Origin of the sequence: Cytobacillus oceanisediminis (assembly GCF_004366035.1) — a bacterium.
Lineage (GTDB): Bacteria > Bacillota > Bacilli > Bacillales > Cytobacillaceae > Cytobacillus > Cytobacillus oceanisediminis_C.
This window is the reverse complement of the sequence record NZ_SOEE01000003.1, coordinates 467,426-486,062: the sequence shown is the minus strand read 5'-3', so window position 1 is coordinate 486,062 and position 18,637 is coordinate 467,426. Positions and strand designations below refer to the sequence as shown.

The following is an 18,637-nucleotide window of genomic DNA, read 5'->3' as shown; positions in this document are numbered from 1 at the left end:
TTACATCCTTTCTTAATAGAATAATGAGGCAATAATAATAGTCGGGATTGCAGCTATAACAGGAGCAATAACGGCGGTTGCAAAAATATGACGATAAGCATCTTTATGAGTGAGACCGACCACTGCCAGAATCGTAATAACAGCACCATTGTGCGGAAGTGCATCAAATCCGCCCGACGCCATAGCGGCAATTCGGTGGAGAATTTCTGGATCCAGACCCATATCAAAATAGGTTTTTCCGAGCGTTTCCATGGCAATGCCAAGTCCCCCTGAAGCCGATCCAGTAATTCCCGCAAGTAATGTAGTCGCCAGGTATAATGAAATTAACGGAGACCCCGGTATACTAGTTAGCCAATCAGATACAACCGCAAACCCTGCAGTAGCAGCAATGACTGTACCGTACCCCACATCAGCACTTGTATTAACGATTGGCAGAACCGTATTCGTGGCACCAACATTGATAGTCTTGAATTTCTTCTCAATAAATGGCCAAAACAGCACAAAGCAGACAGCTACTGACAACATTAGGGTTAAAAGGATATCGAGCTTAAAGGCATTCAAAGCAACAAGTAAAAATACGGGTGGAAGGATGCTGACAAATAAAGGAGGCAGTTTTTTATCAGCATACTGATCTGTCATTTCCCGCTTTGGATTCTTATCCGGATTTTTCATATTGCTGTAAGTTTCTCCACGACTTTCTGCACGTTTTAATGCAAAACGCAAGTACCACACATTGATGATAATGACGAGAATCGTAGCAATGATCCCAAGCAGCGGGGCTGCCGTAACCGTTGTACCGAAATATTTAGTGGGAATGATGTTCTGGATGGAGGGGGTTCCTGGTGTCATCGTCATCGTAAAGGTCGCAATACCAAAAAAGAATGCGCCGACAAATAAGTGCCACGGTACTTCCAGCTCTTTGAATAATGGCTTTGCGATCGGAAGCATCGCGAAGATTACCACAAAAACATTGATCCCGCCATAAGTAAGAATGGCACTAATAACCACTACGGCGATGAGGACTTTAAACTTGCTTTCACGTCCAATTATCCTCAAAAGTGCTTCTGCAATTTTTCTCGCTGCACCGCTGTCTTCCATGAACTTGCCGAAAAGAGCAGCAAAAAGGAATATCAAATAATAGTTTTTCGCAAAGTTAATGAATCCTGCCATATAACTTTCCTGCATCCCTTCAAGAAAAGGCATGCCATTTAACAGGATGACAATAATACTCGCAATCGGAGCAATAATGATAATGCTGAATCCGCGCAAGGCCATGAAAATTAAAAGCCCCAACGATAACAGGATTGTAAAGACACTCCACAATTCCACTCATTTTCCCCCTTTTAAAATAAAAATCTCTTAATCTATTTTTATTTTCTTAATAAATTCTTTTGGATTTTCCCTATAGAGGTTCTTGGGAAGTCATCCACAAATCGGAACTCCTGCGGAACTTTAAAATAGGATAGACGATCTTTACAGAATTCATAAAGCTCATCTGATGAAACCTGTTTTCCTTCTGAGCATCTTATATAGGCTATAACTGCTTCTTCCCGCAATGAATCCGGTTCCCCGATCACGGCGCACTCTTCCACGGAACCGTGGTTTGATAGAACATTCTCAACTTCTATGGAAGAAATATTTTCCCCAGCACGTTTAATCATGTCTTTGTTCCGGTCAACAAACCAAATAAATCCTTCCTCATTGTAATAGCCTTTGTCCCCTGTATAAAGATAGCCATGCTGCAATGTTTTGGCTGTAGCCTCTGGATTCTTGTAATAACCTTTCATAAGAGATGGACTTTTAATAATGATTTCTCCAACTTCCCCAGGGATCGCCACTTTGCCATCTTCCCTAACAATCTTTATTTCATGGCCCAAGCCTGGCTTCCCAATCGGGACAATCCCGGAAACAGGGTCCGTAATCATTTCTTCATGAAGAGGTGTAACAATGTTAGTGGTGATCGATTCTGTCATGCCATACCATTGATAGAGCTTAATACCAAACCTTTCCTTAAATTTGACCAAATCATGATGGGTGATAAATAAACCATACCCAGCTTTGCAAAGGGTATGCTCCTTTTCAGCTGGATGGTTTGGACATTCAAGCAGCATTTTAATAACAGTAGCCACAAGACTTGAGACGGTTGGGCGATACCGATTTACATCATCCCAAAATGTTGAAGATTTAAACCGTTCCAATAAGATAATGGTTCCACCAGCAGCAAGCATGGCCATGGAAGTATAGTACTGTGAGTTGGCATGGAATAGCGGCAAAAAGATTAGATAGCGATCTTCTGAAGTCAGCTGCTGATAAAGGACAGATGAATGACCTGCAAACAAGTAATTTTCATGTGTAATGAGCACACCTTTGGGCTTTGCAGTCGTTCCGGAGGTATACATGATGCAGGCAACATCATCAGGGTCAATCGGTTCATCCGATGGGGTGAACTGGCTTGCCTCCTTCTCTCTTTTCCAATTCTCTTCATCCTTTTGAATAAAAAGGAGAGATAGATCTTCTGCCACCATCAAATGCTGCTCATTAACTAGGTTCTCTTCATAAATAAATCCCTTTGAATCAGAGTGGCTTAAGAAATACTCCAATTCAGAAGGTGTCGAAGCTGTGTTGATCGGCAACAGAATAGCACCGATGGCCGCACAGCTGAACCAGGTCTCGTAAAACAACGGAGAATTGGAGAGAAAAGCAGCGACAGTATCACCTTTTCGTATTCCTCTATCCAACAGCCAGCCCGCCATCTTTTCTGTTCGATTGAGGAATTCACGATAGGTGATGGATTCATCTTTAAAAACAATGAATTCCTTATCAGGATATCTTTCTGTTTGTTTTTTCAGTAATGAATGCAATGTCAAGTTTCCGTACGTAAGCAAAATAGATCCACCTTTCTTTTTTTGAATACGCTTTCAAAATAGTAAGTGTTTTATATAGACTATAGTCTTTAATTGCTATTTTACAGACTGTAGTCTATGTGTCAATATTTTTTATATTCAGAATTCAATTCATTTATGTTCATTGTCCCAAAATCTTAGAATTCTAGATTATAATTTTAAAAAATAAAAAGGCCCCTCTTGGGATGCCTTTTTACTTTTATTCTTTTACTTTTTTAACCCTCTGATTACCGCGTCAAATAAAAACCTCTGTTCATTTTGCAGCGAAAAAGCACCTTTATTGATCCCCCAGTCATAAAGAATTCCTCTTATGGTGCGGGCAAATATATCAACCATTTCGACTGTGGAAAGATCCGTACGTAACTCCCCATTCCGTTTTCCTTCGTCACATAACTTTCCTAGGATTTGATAAAGCGGTCTGTCAGGTATTAAGAAAAAACTTTCTGCTTCAACATTAAGCTCGTGCTCATATATGGTTCTTATAACATCCCAGCCAAGATTCAACTCAATATACTCCATCTGCTTGAAGAAAAACCATCCGAGTTTTTCCTCTGCAGAGTTGAATAAATGAAATTCCGGTTCTAATTTCTGCACATAATATTGGTCAACTTCCTGAAACTTTTCAAAGAAAATATCATGCTTGCTTTTAAAATGATTATAAAATGCGCCTTTGGACGTTTGGGATTTTTCAATGATTTCATCAACAGTCACATTGCTGAAGCCCTTCTCCTGAAACAATTCCAATGCAATTTTTAAAATTCTTTTCTTTGTCTCCAATGCTTGCAGCTGCCTTTTATTCACCGGACTATCATTCCTTTTCAGAAAATTAAAAATAAACTTGACAAATAGACTACGGTTTGTAAAACTACATTCATAGACTATAGTTTATATATTCTCAATTGATCCATACTTCGTCAACCTGTTTTCTATGTAAATGTAAGCGCTTTATTAAAGCCTGTTACCAAAAAATAGGCGTAAGATTAAATTTAAGGAGGATTTAGATGTTAAGAACGATTTCGCAGAGTTTTAAAGTTGGTGTTGAAAAGTATTTACCGAATGCCTTCATCTTTGCCCTGCTACTGACCCTAATTGTTTTGGCAATGGGTATGATTATGACTGGTGAAAGCTTCTTTGGCATGGTTGAACACTGGTACAACGGTTTTTGGGGCTTTCTAGCTTTTACAACACAAATGATCCTGATCATTATAACTGGATATGCGCTCGTTAAAGCACCGCTTGTCCAGAGATGGGTTCAAAAAGGAGCGACCATTCCTAAAACACAGAAGTCAGCAATTATAATTACGATGATTGTCGCTGCTCTCGGCGGTTATCTTAGCTGGGGATTAGGATTCGTATTAGGAACACTCTTTGCAATGGAAGTAGCTAGAAACGTCCAGACAGCAGACTTTCGAATTCTCATCGCTGCAGCTTACACCGCAACAATCGCCATACTCCCAATCAGCATTACATTGACTGCACCTCTCCTAGTGAATACTCCACAGCACTCCTTAGAAGAGAAAATCGGACTAATACCATTAACAGAAACAATCTTAAGCCCGACCATGCTGTTTGTGGCATTAGTCGGCTTGGCAGCTGTCATTTTTGCCTATATAAAAATGATGCCTAAATCGGATGAAGTCGTTCCATTTTACAGAAACGATGAAATCGCCGCCAGCTTGGAAGCATCTCCTGTTACAGTTGGAGAAACTCCAACTATTGCAGATCGATTGGATAATAGTAAAGTTTTAAACTATCTAATTGTTGCAATTGGTGCGATCTGGCTATTTATGTATTTCTCAAAAAGTGGGTTCAATCTCGACCTTAACATTCTGAACTTTGGCTTTATTATTCTTGGCCTGGCCTTACATGGTTCTCCAAAAAGCTATATTAGCGCGATTACCAGCGCCATGCCTTCAGCCGGCGGAATCGCCCTGCAATTTCCTTTCTACGCTGGAATCATGGGGATGATGATCGGCTCTGGTTTAATTGTCATGATATCAAACGGCATTGTGGCTATTTCAAATGAATTCACTTTCCCGTTTTTTAGTCTGTTGTCTGCTTCTATTGTTAATATTTTCGTGCCTTCAGCCGGGGGCCAGTGGCAAATCCAGGGCCCAATCATGGTTGAAGCGGCACAAACCATGGGAATCCCTGTATCAGCAGCAATCAACACGGTCTCCATAGGAGATCTAGTAACAAACTTACTGCAGCCCTTCTTTGTTCTCCCTGCTTTAGGTTTGTCCGGGTTGTCTTTGAAAGATATTTGGGGATATTGTTTAGTATCGCTTATTATTTTGTTTGTGATTGCTGTGGTTGGGGTTACTTTTATTCCGATGATATTTTAACAACCAAATTGAATGATAATAAATGACCTTATCAATAGCCTGCTTGCTTTAATCCCTCCATTGCAGTCGCGTCTTGCTTCTTCCGTGGTTTCATCATTGAATACAGGCGGGTGGCAGGGGTGTGTAAAGAAAGTAAAGCTTACGGGTTAGCTTAACGTTGAGTAAGTGACATTATAATTAGTTGGATGTAAGGTCCTGCCATTTACAAAATGTAAATTTATTAATTTCAAACAAAACCTTCGCCGTATATAAAAGAAAACAATTATCAATTTTTCAGTCCATTGACACTCCTAATCTTTCCGGATTTTTGGTATATTAACAGATGAGAATATTTGGAAGGGGAGAAAAGAATGAATGAACTAGTGTTTAAACAGTTTGAGAAGACAAGAGGTTATTTTATTAAAAAGATCGAGTCAGTATCAAAGGATGTAGCAAGTATACAGCCAGACGGTTTTAACAACACGATCCATTGGCATATTGGCCATGTATTAACGGTCTGTGAACAGTTTATGTTCGGCTTTCCCCGCAAAACGACCCATATCCCTGCAAACTATATTGAATTATTTGGAAACGGTACAAAGCCGGCTGATTGGAAAGGTGATATACCTGAAGCAGATGAGCTCATTATACAGCTGAAGGATCAATTGGCCCGAATCCAGCAAATTCCAGCTGAACGGTTAAATGAAAAGCTGGATAAACCATTTTTGGGACTTGAAACCTTTGGTGAATTAGCCGAATTTGCGCTGTTTCATGAGGCAAACCATTTGGGGCATATTCAAGCGATGGAACGGGTTATTCATCATACAGGAGTAAAGAACTAAAAAAGCAAAGATCATTTTAATTTTAGTCTTAATAGTACAAAGGGTGCCCATCGATATTACGTACAGCACCATTGGGCATCCTTTCTTATCTATCTACTCTCTCGTCCCCAGAACATCTGTATTTGGCGGTTCATACCCTAACTGGCGGGCCATCGCCATTATCTGTCCTTTGTGATGGTATTCGTGAGTGACAGTATGCATGAACAGTTTTCGAGGAGTCATTGAAATCTCCTCAGTTGATTCTCTCCAAGGAATAGGCTGCACGATTGACTCATCCATTTTTTGAGAAAATGACTCAAGAACTTCATACACATAAGCATCTGCTTGTTCAAACAATGTCCTGATTTCCTCGATACCGATTGTCGGAATGTTTTCTCTAGGCGTGATAGGCTTCTTCGTTTTTAATAAAACAAATGATCCTAGCCAGCCATGATAACAATTCGCTACATGAACAAGTGTGTCACGCACACTCTGCCAGCCAAAACCCAGTTCACACGTAAAATCTTTTGGATCCATTTTACTGCAAAAGTCCAAAAGCACTTCTCGATTCTCTTTGACCCATTCATATTCTTTCCGCTCCATTGTATCCTCCTCTTTTCTTTTTACTCTTTACTTTGCCTTGAACCCCTGGACTTTTCGAATATAGATGATCTGTCCAATATGATAAGTGTTATGTGTGCACAAATTTGATAACGCCCCCCACCAAAGCGCGTCTACAGGAAAATGGGGGATTTGTTCATGCAATTTTAATTCCGTGGCTGCCTCAATCTCATTTTGCCGCTAAGCTAATCCCTCGTCTAATCGTCGTACAAGTTCTTGCCATTTCATTTCGGTAAAATCTTCAGCAGAAAACCAAAACACTTAAACCGCCTTAGCCCTATAGAATATAGAGCTAAAGCCGCCTAAAGCTTTTTTATTATTTCTACTGTCTTCTTGACAGGGGGCAGATCATATGACAATGCATTACTAAACTGAGGGACAGGCACTCATTACCGCTCCTTTTCCTTAAAAAACAATTGTTTTGTTTTCATGAACAATAATCCGGTCTTCTAAATGCCATTTAACCGCTCTGGCAAGAACACTTCGTTCAATAGAACGTCCGCTCTTTTTTAAATCATCTATATGATCCCGGTGGTCAACACGCTTGATATCTTGTTCAATGATTGGTCCTTCGTCAAGATCGTTTGTAACATAGTGAGACGTTGCCCCAATTATTTTTACTCCGCGCTGATGGGCTCGATCATATGGCCTCGCACCAACAAATGAAGGAAGAAAAGAGTGATGAATATTAATGATCTTGAATGGATGAGCCCCAACAAAGGCTGGCGTCAAAATTTGCATATATCTTGCTAAGATGATTAAGTCAATATCAAATTCTTTTAAAAGCTGCAGCTGTCTTTCTTCAACTTCCTCTCTATTTTCTTTACTTGCTGGTAGGTAAAAGAATGGAATATGCAAGGATTCTGCAATTTCTCTTGCTTCCTCGTGGTTGCTCACAATAAGAGCGATGTCGGTAAGCAAATCACCGCTTTGCCATTCCCATAACAGCTCACGTAAACAATGAAGTTCTTTTGATACGAAAATAGCTGTCTTCTTCAATTCATAAACAAATGCTAATTTCCATTCCATTGAAAATGTTTCTGCGATTTCCTTAAATTGACTCTTCAATTCTTCTTCCTTCGACCGTAAACCAGGACATTCAAACTCGATTCGTATAAAAAAGGTTCCACCCTCTGGATTTGTCGAATATTGACTCGATTCAATAATATTAGCATCATGCTGGAACAGAAACTTGGATACAGCAGCCACAATACCCGGTTGATCAGGACAATTGATAAGCAGCCGCCCCCTGTTTTTTTGACTTTCTCTAAATACCTGAAGTTGTTCTTGAATAGATGAATGCATATGAATCTCCTTTTTTAATTTTAATAACTATAATAGACTTATTGGTTTGGATTTAAAAGTATATTTTTATTTTTTATAAAGTTATTTATTTGGGTTTATGGGATAGTAAACATGGAGTAATGCTGGAACTTATAGATGAAAGAAAGCCAGCTCCAAGTGATGGAAACTTCCAGCATGCAGATACATGTCAAAAACGGTTCCCTTACTTTCTTCCCGAAAGCAAAAGAACCGTCCCTCGTTTCCTATACTCACATTCCAAACTTCTTCAGCCTTTTATAAAAGCTACTTCTTGGGATGCCCAGGAATTTTGCTGCTGCTGTTACCCCTGACATACTTAACTTTCTTGTCATGAAAGCCTTTTGCAATACAGTGACCATGTCCGCGAGGGTGCTAGTTATGCTGTCCTTGTCATTTAAATGTGCACTAACCCCAACAGCGACAGCTTCCTCCACAGCATATAAATGAACAAATCCCGGTAAGATTCGCTTTGCAAACAACTAATGAACTCTGTCCTCAAAATTTCGGATTTCAACCATTTTTGATACATCCACTGGGCTTTTTCCTTCGTTAAAGCTACATCTTTACTGCTTTACAATGCTTTCATTTTTTCAGCCTCCTTGGAAAAATAGATTTCATCTAACTTAATTGCAATAACCGTGCCATGAACCCAATGCTCTAATTTCAGCACTTCAGGGTAATTTATGCTCAAAAAAAAGTAGACAAATTAAGACAGTGTCTCGATTTGTCTACTTTTGTTTCAATTAAAAGGTTTTCTATTTTTTCTTACATTTAAATGATGTAGGTTTTGGCAGTATGTTTACTAATTTCTCAATGAAAAACTGTATAAACGTATACTTATACGTAAATGCCAAGCAGTGCTTATTGTATTAACAGGGCGGGTCAGTCAAATAGGACAAGTAGGTTAAAAAAGATTTGACCACTAGCTAATGGGGAAATTTAGTGTAATCTAATTCCCTATCTGTATAAATGTGACCTCTAAGGTTAAATTAACTCAAAAATGTTCTATTTTCGGGAGGATCTAAATGAATTATTTTGAAACATTATTTGATACCATTAAACCTTTTTTAGATGGTGAAAAAAAGCCATTAAATACATTAGAAGCAAGTAATTTATGGTTATATGCAGGAATGGGTCAAAATACATTACGACTTGAGGAAGTTTGGATAAATACAGTTCAAGATAATGAATTTAAAGAGATAATTACGAGTGTTTTCCATGTTCATAAAGAAATTGTAAATGATTTAAATGAATTTCTATTGCAAGAAGGTGTACCATTACCCAAACCTAGTGCACCTAAGCCAATAGCTGATTATCAGTCTATACCTGATGGGGCAAGGTTTACGGAGCAGGAAATAGCTAATTTATTATCTTTTAACCTTCTTATTGCCATGACTCAAGGAATGAGAATAATAACGGAATCAATACGCGCAGACGTGGGATTTATGGTCTCAAAGTTTTTACTCAAACATATATCCGTTTCAATACCATTAAAACAACTTATGTTAGAACGTAATTGGATTCTGGAAGCTCCTCCGTATATAAATAATTTCAAGTGAAAATTCTGTTGAACTCACGATATAAATCAGCTGCCAAACCAGGCGGCTTTTCTTATTTCTAACGGGGCAAAAGAGTTTAAAAAAGGGCAGTACCCTTGCCGGGACCCTTGACATAAACGATTTAAAGCAGAGGTTGGGGACCTTTTTGGTATCCAACACATCGCAAATGATATTTTCTCTATAAGAATCCCGTTATCAGAACCCAATTTCTTCTTCTCTTCCACGATGCAGGTTTATCAAATACCATCTTGTGATCCAAACATGCCTGTTTCTTACCTCCTGCTTCTTTCACCAAGATTTATTCCGATTCCCATATAGATAACCGCAATTAACAGCATTAATGAAACCGGAAGCATGATCTCACTCCAGTCAGCACCAAAAAGAGCAGCATCCATCATCGCTTCAACCGCATAACCCATAGGGAACAGGTCCGCAATAAAGGTGAAAACCGGATTATCCATTACACCCGGCGGCACATACACACCGCTGATAATCGGGATAATCGGAATAACAGATGGATAAACCATATTGAACTTTTCCGGCGTTTTGGTAAAGCCGGCAACCAGCATAGCCAGGCTTACGCTGCTTAATGTAAAGACGGCGGCAATCGTCAGAATAAGGGAAAGCGGCCCTATTTCATAGTTCATGACATATTCGAATATCAGAAAAACAGCGGCCATTTGAAAAAATCCAATGAAAAAGCTATACAGTAAATGACCGGTATACATATTGGTTTTACTTACAGGCGAAAGGTTCAGACGGTTCCATACCCCGCTGACTTTATCCGCATTTATGCCATTAACCTTAAAGCCAATGGTGAACATGGCAATAAATAAGGTAAAGCCAAACAGCAGCTGGGTCCCCATATTATGGCTGGTCAATTCTCCGCCGTTCACGCTTTTGATTTTAACGGTCAAGGGCGGTTTTTCCAGGTAGCGATCGATTTCTTCTCTTAATTCTGCTGTATCAGCTGAACCTGCGATCGCCTGAAGCTGTGCTTCCTCCGTAAATACTTTATGAACCTCCTGCTCTATGAGCTGAATATTGGGCATATCGGATGCGGTTATTAGGCGATAATCCTGTTCCATTAATAGAATGGCAATATCCCTTTTTCCCTCTCTAACCTGTTCACGTGCTTCCCCTTCTTCTGAAATAACATATTCGGTATTTTCATTATCCTTATTTAATAACTTTACCCATTTTTGTTCAATCTCCTCTGCATTTGGGCCAGTGGCAAACACAGCAACAGTGGTATTTGTCTGCCAGGCTGAGTTTCCAAAAATGAGAGTAGCTAAAATGCTTAGGCCTATAAATGTCAGGATTAGGAGCGGCTTTCGTTTGTCCTTTAGAAATTGAGCGTAAAACACTGGATACATCAGCTTCGCCCCCTTTTTGGAAAGATTGACACACTGATGGCAAAACAAATGATAAATACACCCATAAGAAAAGAAATCGGGAATAGCAAGTCATTGAAATGGCTATATTGAACCCATTCAATAAGGGCTGTCTGTGTCAGGCCATTTGGTGTCCATTCGCCGATTTTTTGAATAGGCTCCGGAAGTCCTTCCAGCGGGAAGAAGCTGCCGCCGAGAACGCCAAATCCCATAATGACCAGGGTAGATATTCCACTTGCTGCGTTAGTGTCGCTTAAATGGAGTGTAAGAGCCGTAAATAAAGCGGAAAGTCCCCCTACTGTTAAGGCAAATGCGATCAGGACAACCATTAATCCCGCCCAAAACGTGAATGATTTATCCGGAAATACATTTAACAGCAATTGAACGACCGTCAGGGTAATCGCGAATTGCAGAATGGAGAGAATAAAAGCGGATACCGTTTTCCCAATTAAGAAGGACAACGGATGGCTATTCGTTAATAAAATCCGATTGAACACCTGCTCCCGCTTTTCTGTCATCGTCTTTAACGAAACCGTTTGAGCCATAAATAAGGCAAAAAGGGTGCCGATTGCGATCGTGAAATATTGGGAAATGGTATACGCATCCGCACCATCATTCCCTTCAACCACTTCCTTGCCACCCTTCGGCAAAATGGGTTCTGCCGTGGCCTGGACTCCTTTACTCCCAAGGGCAAATTGTGTATTTACCGTATTAATAAAGCTATGGACGACCTCTTGAAGAGTGCTGACTCCTGCCGATTCCTCCTCGGCTAAAATGGTTACGGACCCTTGAGATGTTTCCCCTAATAGAACATGTGATAACGATTCGAACGTAAACCCTTCTGGAATTTTAATAATCGCATCCAGTTCCCCGTTTTTCACTTGTTCCGCTGCTTCCTTTTCACTGAAGTCCTTTACAGTCACCCATTCCTTCAAATCAGAGCTGTTCAGAAAATCATGAATAAGCTGTACAGGATCAAGCTTATCTGCTTCTGCAAGTACTGCACTTTTTTCTTCAGATGATAATCCCTTCGCTTCCACAGCAGCAGCAAATTGCTCCATCCCCTTCTTCACATCATCCTCCTGCACCACTGAAATATCTATTTGCATCGCTTTTTCATCCTTAAAAAGGCCTGAAAAGGCAAAATTCAAGATCACAATGATTAGGATGGGGAGCAATAATGCCATTAAGATCTCTTTGCGGTCTCTCCAGAAAACGAGAAGATCTTTTTTAATAAAAGCGCCCATTTTTCACCTCTCCTTAATCCCGCAATGTTTTCCCTGTCAGGTGCAGAAAGACGTCCTCCAGGCTTGGTATTTCTACTTTATAGTTCATGATTTGAATGCCTTCTTTTTCTGCAGCGTGCACAAGGCTGCTTAAAAGATGATGATTCTTTTTCGCCATAATGCGAAGGCCCTCACTCGTTTGTTCCACTTGAAGGACATCCGGCAGTGTTTTAATTTTGTCCGTAAATGCTTCGCTTCTCTTGCTGAGCTGAACCCCGATGGTATCTTCACTGGATAAAATACTCAGCAATTCTTCCTTGCTGCCAGTTGCGATAATTTTCCCATGATCCATAATGTAGACCCGATTGCATAATTGCTCGACTTCCTCCATGTAATGGCTTGTATACAGGACGGTAGTGCCTTGGGTTTGATTTAATTCCCGAACGGTTTCTAATATATGGTTTCGTGACTGAGGGTCAATGCCGACAGTCGGTTCGTCGAGTATGAGGATTTTCGGGTTATGCAGCAGCGCAGCAGCGATGTTAATTCTTCGTTTCATTCCGCCGGAAAAGGTTTTAATCAGCTCCTTTTGGCGATCCTTTAAGCCGACCATATCCAAGACTTCCTGAATACGGACTTCAAGGGTTTCTTTTTCAACACGATAGGCTTTTCCGAAAAACTTCAGGTTTTCATACGCTGATAGCTCCTCGTATAACGCGATTTCCTGCGGGACTACTCCCAGCATTTTTCGAAGATCTGAAGGGTTTTGAATCGTGCTTTTCCCATTAAGCTTCACATCCCCGGAAGTCGGCTTAATGAGGGATGCAATCATGGAAATCGTCGTTGATTTACCGGCGCCATTCGGTCCCAGCAGGCCGACTGATTCGCCTGTCTGCAAGTAAAGGTTGATTTCATCCACCACTTTTTTATCTTTAAAGCTTTTCGTCAGTTTTACCGTTTCGAGCATGGTTCCACACTCCTTTATTTAGTTGATACATTTAAGATATAAAAAAGGAAACAGCATCACTACTGTCTCCCGTCACGGGTTATGTATTTCACCATTACTTTCATCATTTTTTCTGAATTAGACAAGGTTATGGCGGATTGCATAGATGGCGAGCTGTGTCCGGTCTCTTAAATCCAGCTTCGTCAATATCTGGCTTGTATTATTTTTTACGGTGCCTGTTGAAATAGCAAGCCGTTCTGCAATTTCGTTATTGCTGAGCCCCTCCCCAATACACTTTAATATAGCCCGTTCCCTGGGTGTTAGGGATGGATCGGGTTCCTTGGTGTTCTGCTGTTTCATTAACTGGGGAACGACCTTTGCGGCTACCCCTTCTTCTATGGATAATCCGCCCTTTAGTGCACTACGGATCGAACGGAGCAGTGAATCCGTGTCACCGTTTTTTAGAATGTATCCGCTCACGCCAATCCGAAGCGCCTCCATGACATAATCATCGTCATCGAAGGTTGTCAGCATTAAGATCTTTGTCTGCGGCCAGCGGGACTGGATGGTCTTTGCCGCTTTTAGTCCGTCCATTACAGGCATGCGGATATCAAGGATCGCAATGTCAAATTGCATTTTTTCACAAAGGGCGATGGCTTCTTTGCCGTTATCTGTTTCGCCTGTGACTTTAAACTCAGGTTCGGTTTCAATCATCATTTTTAAGCCCTGTCTTACCATTACCTGGTCTTCAGCGAGGAGTATTCGAATCATGGTTATCACCTCTATTAACATAGATTGTCTTTGAATTTTGCCCGTTGATTTCCGCTGCAGGCACTCGCTTTCCGTGGGGCTACCGGGAGCCTCCTCGCCGCTGCGCGTCTGCGGGGTCTCCCCTGGTTCGCTACTCCCACAGGAGTCTCGAACCTTCCGCTTCAATCAACTCAGTGATAATACATAGATAAGCGCTCAAAAGCCTTTACGAGAACTACCTTATTTTTATGAATCCGGTAACTATGAAATGTCCTTCGGTTTGGTACACCTTCATACCACCGTTATGCTTCTCTAACCGTTGCCGCATTTGACTTAGTCCGAAGCCTTCCTGATAGCCTTCCGTTCCAGTGGTTGGGTTTCGAATTTCGAATCGGAATATGCTGCCGCCTGGTGCTTCGAAGGTGATTTCTGCTTCTTTTGCATCACTATGCTTCATGATATTGGTTAAGGCTTCCTGGACTGATCTGTAGATCACAAAGGATTGTTCACCAGTCAACGGGGCAGAAAAGGCACCGTATTTAACGGAGAAATGAATGTGCATCATATTTTCCAATTCGAGCCTGCGAATTAACCGCAGGATGGCTGGAAGCCCGCCGGTGTCATTTGCCTTGAGAGATTTTACGGCCCTGCGTGTTTCGTTGAGGCTTTCGTTAGCCAGTTCCTTTAATGATTCTACTCTTTTCTGTTCGTTTTCAGAGGTTTGCAGACGAAACATTTCCAGCTGCATGATAAGGGCGGTCAGTTTATGGCCAACTGAATCATGGATTTCATGGGCAATCAGCACCCGCTCCTCTTGCCTGGCAAGCTCCTCCTCTGTGACAGCTCTCCGTTTTAAATCGCGAAATTCACTGAAAATAGCCTCATGGCGTGCTTCCAGATCCATTAGATGATCCTTGGTTTTTTTATAATGGATGAGAGCAATCAAAAGGAATAGGATATATACAGTTATGAAAGTCTGAAGGAACCAGCCCAGATTACTATGTAAAGTGGTGAACCCTAATGCGAATACACCTAATGCCCCATTCACGATACTGTATCGAAACGGAAGTCGATAAAAGCCCTCAGCGATTAGAAGGGAAAGGATGAGAATAAGAAAGGGATTAAAATGGTCATTGTAGGGAAACAGGGTTGCTGCTGCAATAATCGTATTAGTACCTAATATGAACAATAAAACAATTGGCTTTTTCTCGATTAAAGGAACGAGAAAAAAAAGCAGGAAGTAAAATGATACTCCAAATATGTATACTGGTAATTGGTTTATAGGAAGGTTAAGATAAGCAATAGCAAAAGGCCAAACAACCACATTTAATAGGATCCATAGCCAGTAGGATTTCATAATATGCCCCCTTTTCTTAAGGGTTTACAACAGTAAATTTTATCATTTAATAACCAAATTAACCATATTTTGTTCTTACAAGCAACGTGGCTCAGATATAATATATATAAAATTCCAAGTCTTATAGTATGTACACCCGTTTTTAAAAAGGGCGTATGCGGCATTTCAACTCGACAGCCGTTTATTAATAGTTAAAAAACGAACTTTTCCTAAGCCAACACACATATTAAGTACAAAGAAGCTTGTGTACTAAATTCAGGAGCACCTCTGCTCTTTGTCACAAAAACTCTCCTTACCTCGTTTTATTTTTGCAGCCTTTTGCTTTGAATCAGCATTTGGCAGAATAAGATTGGAAGTGAAATGATGCAAGAAATGTACATGCAATATAAAGGATTGCTGTTTAAGCTCGCCTATCAATTGACAGGATCTGCCTCTGATGCAGAGGATGTTGTACATGATGTTTTTTTGAAATTATATGATGTTCCTAAAGAGAAGCTATCTGAGCCTAAAGCTTATCTTTGTAAAATGGTCACGAATCGATGTTATGATTTACAAAAATCAGCGCGCAAAAAGCGGGAGCAATATTTTGGAGAATGGCTGCCAGAGCCCCTGTTTCAATCGGGTTCGAATGATGATTCCATAGAATCAGTCGAGCGCGGTGATTTATTGTCTTATGCGATGATCGTACTTCTTGAACGGCTTACACCAGCAGAGCGTGTTGTGTTTGTTTTGCGTGAGGCACTGGGCTTTGACTATGAGGAAATTGCAGAGCTTATGGAAAAAAGTGCGGTGAATTGCCGTAAACTGTTCAGCCGTGCACGTGCAAAAATGGGGATTACCTCTGAAGAGCTTGTTCATACTGAAACTGCCCCTAGCGAACTGATTACTGACTTTCTGACAGCACTCAAACAGGGGAACATGAAGCGAATGGTCTCTATGCTTGATCCTAATGTTATACTGGTCTCTGATGGAGGAGGAAAAGCAAAGGCTGCTATTTTTCCAATTAAAACGAGTGATCACGTTATTCGCTTTCTTCTCGGCGTTTTACGCAAAGCATCAACGATTGAGGGAATTTCTCAAATTGAAATCAGTCAAATTAACGAACAACCTGCTTTTATACAACGTTCTAATAATGGCATTCATACGGTGGGAATCGTTCATACAGAGGGAAATTTGATCCGAAACATATACATTATCCGAAACCCCGATAAACTGAAGCATACAGGGATTTAAACAAAGACTACATCCGGGTTCTATTTATACGGAGACCGATAAGATGGTCACTTCCATCTTACCGGTCTTTTTTGTATAGATTAAACTGCAGAAGCCCATGATAATTACGGGTTTATACCGCTCATAGTCCCGCTTTAGTCAATCCAAAAGCTGCGTCAGCAGAACCCGGTACCGTTTTGAAAGCTATGCTGATACGGTTCCAGGCATTAATTGCCATGATAGAGAAGGTAAGATCTGATAGTTCTTTTTCTGATAGGTGCTCACGAACACTGTCATAAATATCATCAGGAACACCGTGTGCCGGCAGCTTAGTCAAAATCTCTGTCCATTCAAGCGCTGCCCGTTCGCGTGGGCTAAATAGAGTAGATTCGCGCCAAATCGGGATATGATAAAGGCGAAGCTCTCTCTCGCCATGGATTTTTGCCTCCTTGATATGCATATCCAGGCAAAATCCGCATCCATTCATTTGGGAAGCTCTAATGTGGACGAGATGACGGATTTTTTCCTCAATTGAACTTTCCTTCTCTGCATTGCTCAGTGCCATCATATTGTTAACAAATTCCGGAGATTGCTGCATGTAATTAATACGTTGTGTCATTATTGTTGTACCCCTTTTCGTTTATAATTTTATTTTCTTTTAGCATGTAATCTAAGAATATAACTCTTTGGCCGCCAAACTTAAGCTTATTTAATGTTCATAGCTGCCATCTTTTTCTGTTTAGCATTCTCCCTTGATTTGTTGCATCTCCCTCCTTAGTCCAGGTTCATAAATATAACGATGCTAGGATTCCATTTGTGACACTTTCGATTGTGAAAAATAAAATAGTTATAAGAATTGACTCTCAAAATATGGAGTTGGTTAGAAACACCCCAGAAAAAGGGAGGTTTACTACTTTTATAAGATATCCGGGAATTACGTATTTGCCATTCATAAAAAAACGGTAAAGCACTTTCGGAAATTAGGCAGGAGTACATGGAAAAGTGGGAGGAATATAATATTTAATATACTCTGTACAAAAGTTAAATACTTTTATAAACCTGTTTAAAATAGTGCCTGCCCCCAGTAACGAAAAGCATTACAAACTTTGGGAACAGGCACATATTTTTATAGCTGACTTTTTGAAAAAATTAATCCAATGAATATTTAAGTAATCCCATCTATCTTTAGCTTTATTTCACCATATTTGACCGGTTTTGCCATTTTACTTAAAGAAGATAGACTAATTGATTTTTGACTCGGAAAACGTTCATCTAATTTCTTAGTCAAGACAATGTAAAACTCCCAATGACTCATATCCAATGGATCAAGAGTATCAATATCTTTTTCCTTCAATAAACAAAAGACGTAAATATCAGCGTGTCTTTTCATCTCTGTACTATATTTCCGGGTCGTATAACTATATTCTCTTTTTACCCCAATGTTAAAGCTGATTTTTGAAAATGTGTCAGTATGCCAGGACTGTACATATGCAGCAGATTTCACTTCAATCTTTTTCCCTCGATAAACTAGATCATACGTATCCCACTCAACTCTTGATTCATTTAGACAGTCTAGAGCATTTCCCACCAAAAACTCTGCAAATATACCTCTTAAGGAGTTGCTTAGCAAATCAGAAAATCCCCAGTTCCAGAAATCGATTATTGTTTTATCAGTCCCGCTTATCTTGGTTTCTTCTGTGGTTTTTCTTTTTCTATTCATTATTAAGCTCCTTCCTTTTTCATCTTTATTCCTTCCACATTCCTTTAAAGCTAAACAATTTATTGATAGGTTACCTAGTGTTGAGTTTAATCTTATATTGAACAGGTATTCATGCAAAACTTTACCTTAGTTTAAAATGACAAGAAGACCTGCTTTATTTCACTACCTATCAGGAATAAAGAAAGAACCGATCACAAATGGACGGTTCTTTCATATTTTTAATAAGATAAAGATGATAATAATATTTTATATGAATGGACGAAAGGGATCTGTCAGTACCGATTACATTGGCCTTTTGAGCGGAAGGGCAACTCATCAATAAATTAAGAATCGTACATTGAACTCTAGCTTGAAAATACCATCCTCAAAACTAATTAACCCTTTTGAACTACCGTTCCATTTACTCATAGGCATCCGGCTGATCAAACTGCTTACCCCTGCTTTATTATAATCCCATAACATTTTAGATGCTTTGTCATAG

17 protein-coding genes and 1 pseudogene are annotated in these 18,637 nt (G+C 40.1%); 4 read left to right on the top strand and 14 right to left on the bottom strand.

What is annotated here, in order from left to right; genetic code table 11:
• Positions 1 to 12: 12 nt before the first annotated feature.
• From DFO72_RS10585 to DFO72_RS10575, 3 genes are all read right to left on the bottom strand, one after another.
• Entirely contained in the window at positions 13 to 1,329 is a 1,317-nt protein-coding gene (locus DFO72_RS10585) for a GntP family permease (protein WP_243856120.1), read from the bottom strand.
• Positions 1,330 to 1,370: 41 nt separating this feature from the next.
• Complete coding sequence (locus DFO72_RS10580; RefSeq protein WP_113881657.1) at positions 1,371 to 2,885, bottom strand: class I adenylate-forming enzyme family protein; 1,515 nt, start codon at positions 2,883 to 2,885, stop codon at positions 1,371 to 1,373.
• Between the two features lie 225 nt (positions 2,886 to 3,110).
• Positions 3,111 to 3,704, bottom strand: a complete 594-nt coding sequence (locus DFO72_RS10575) for a TetR/AcrR family transcriptional regulator (protein ID WP_166672461.1) — start codon at positions 3,702 to 3,704, stop codon at positions 3,111 to 3,113.
• Positions 3,705 to 3,904: 200 nt separating this feature from the next.
• Between DFO72_RS10575 and DFO72_RS10570 the strand changes: the two genes are divergently transcribed.
• Both DFO72_RS10570 and DFO72_RS10565 read left to right on the top strand, forming a co-directional pair.
• The gene (locus DFO72_RS10570) at positions 3,905 to 5,248 is read left to right on the top strand and encodes a short-chain fatty acid transporter (protein ID WP_113881655.1); all 1,344 of its coding nucleotides are present in this window, start codon (positions 3,905 to 3,907) and stop codon (positions 5,246 to 5,248) included.
• 350 nt (positions 5,249 to 5,598) lie between these two features.
• A complete protein-coding gene (locus DFO72_RS10565; protein WP_113881654.1) occupies positions 5,599 to 6,069 on the top strand; it encodes a DinB family protein in 471 nt (156 codons plus the stop codon).
• A gap of 93 nt (positions 6,070 to 6,162) precedes the next feature.
• Here the strand turns inward: DFO72_RS10565 and DFO72_RS10560 are convergent, their stop codons facing one another.
• From DFO72_RS10560 to DFO72_RS10540, 4 genes and pseudogenes are all read right to left on the bottom strand, one after another.
• The gene (locus DFO72_RS10560; protein WP_113881653.1) at positions 6,163 to 6,651 is read right to left on the bottom strand and encodes a DinB family protein; all 489 of its coding nucleotides are present in this window, start codon (positions 6,649 to 6,651) and stop codon (positions 6,163 to 6,165) included.
• A gap of 423 nt (positions 6,652 to 7,074) precedes the next feature.
• Positions 7,075 to 7,974 carry a formyltetrahydrofolate deformylase gene (purU, locus tag DFO72_RS10550; protein WP_113881652.1) on the bottom strand — a complete coding sequence of 300 codons (900 nt, stop codon included), beginning with the start codon at positions 7,972 to 7,974 and terminating at the stop codon, positions 7,075 to 7,077.
• Positions 7,975 to 8,222: 248 nt separating this feature from the next.
• Positions 8,223 to 8,351, bottom strand: a complete 129-nt coding sequence (locus DFO72_RS10545) for a helix-turn-helix domain-containing protein (RefSeq protein ID WP_347876532.1) — start codon at positions 8,349 to 8,351, stop codon at positions 8,223 to 8,225.
• Positions 8,329 to 8,521: pseudogene (locus DFO72_RS10540) on the bottom strand (thiamine pyrophosphate-dependent enzyme); the annotation flags it as partial. The pseudogene DFO72_RS10540 and the gene DFO72_RS10545, both read right to left, overlap by 23 nt.
• A 496-nt stretch (positions 8,522 to 9,017) precedes the next feature.
• Between DFO72_RS10540 and DFO72_RS10535 the strand changes: the two are divergent.
• Complete coding sequence (locus tag DFO72_RS10535) at positions 9,018 to 9,551, top strand: DUF3231 family protein (RefSeq protein ID WP_113881651.1); 534 nt, start codon at positions 9,018 to 9,020, stop codon at positions 9,549 to 9,551.
• A gap of 272 nt (positions 9,552 to 9,823) precedes the next feature.
• Here the strand turns inward: DFO72_RS10535 and DFO72_RS10530 are convergent, their stop codons facing one another.
• The 5 genes from DFO72_RS10530 to DFO72_RS10510 all read right to left on the bottom strand — a co-directional run bounded on the left by DFO72_RS10530 (position 9,824) and on the right by DFO72_RS10510 (position 15,224).
• Positions 9,824 to 10,927 carry an ABC transporter permease gene (locus DFO72_RS10530; protein ID WP_113881650.1) on the bottom strand — a complete coding sequence of 368 codons (1,104 nt, stop codon included), beginning with the start codon at positions 10,925 to 10,927 and terminating at the stop codon, positions 9,824 to 9,826.
• The gene (locus tag DFO72_RS10525; RefSeq protein WP_113881649.1) at positions 10,927 to 12,192 is read right to left on the bottom strand and encodes an ABC transporter permease; all 1,266 of its coding nucleotides are present in this window, start codon (positions 12,190 to 12,192) and stop codon (positions 10,927 to 10,929) included. Before DFO72_RS10525 ends, DFO72_RS10530 begins: the two co-directional genes overlap by 1 nt.
• 13 nt (positions 12,193 to 12,205) lie before the next feature.
• Positions 12,206 to 13,138 (bottom strand): ABC transporter ATP-binding protein, encoded by a 933-nt coding sequence (locus tag DFO72_RS10520; RefSeq protein ID WP_113881648.1) that lies wholly within the window; start codon positions 13,136 to 13,138, stop codon positions 12,206 to 12,208.
• A gap of 117 nt (positions 13,139 to 13,255) precedes the next feature.
• Entirely contained in the window at positions 13,256 to 13,888 is a 633-nt protein-coding gene (locus DFO72_RS10515) for a response regulator (RefSeq protein ID WP_113881647.1), read from the bottom strand.
• Between the two features lie 214 nt (positions 13,889 to 14,102).
• On the bottom strand, positions 14,103 to 15,224 hold the full coding sequence (locus tag DFO72_RS10510; protein ID WP_113881646.1) for a sensor histidine kinase: 1,122 nt from the start codon (positions 15,222 to 15,224) through the stop codon (positions 14,103 to 14,105).
• Positions 15,225 to 15,587: 363 nt separating this feature from the next.
• On the opposite strand from DFO72_RS10510, the gene sigJ reads away from it, so the two are divergent.
• A complete protein-coding gene (gene sigJ / locus DFO72_RS10505) occupies positions 15,588 to 16,457 on the top strand; it encodes an RNA polymerase sigma factor SigJ (RefSeq protein WP_113881645.1) in 870 nt (289 codons plus the stop codon).
• Positions 16,458 to 16,578: 121 nt separating this feature from the next.
• Here sigJ and DFO72_RS10500 read toward each other — a convergent pair whose 3' ends face one another.
• Positions 16,579 to 17,055 (bottom strand): carboxymuconolactone decarboxylase family protein, encoded by a 477-nt coding sequence (locus DFO72_RS10500; protein ID WP_113881644.1) that lies wholly within the window; start codon positions 17,053 to 17,055, stop codon positions 16,579 to 16,581.
• 546 nt (positions 17,056 to 17,601) lie between these two features.
• Positions 17,602 to 18,156, bottom strand: a complete 555-nt coding sequence (locus tag DFO72_RS10495; protein ID WP_113881643.1) for a hypothetical protein — start codon at positions 18,154 to 18,156, stop codon at positions 17,602 to 17,604.
• Positions 18,157 to 18,637: the final 481 nt, after the last annotated feature.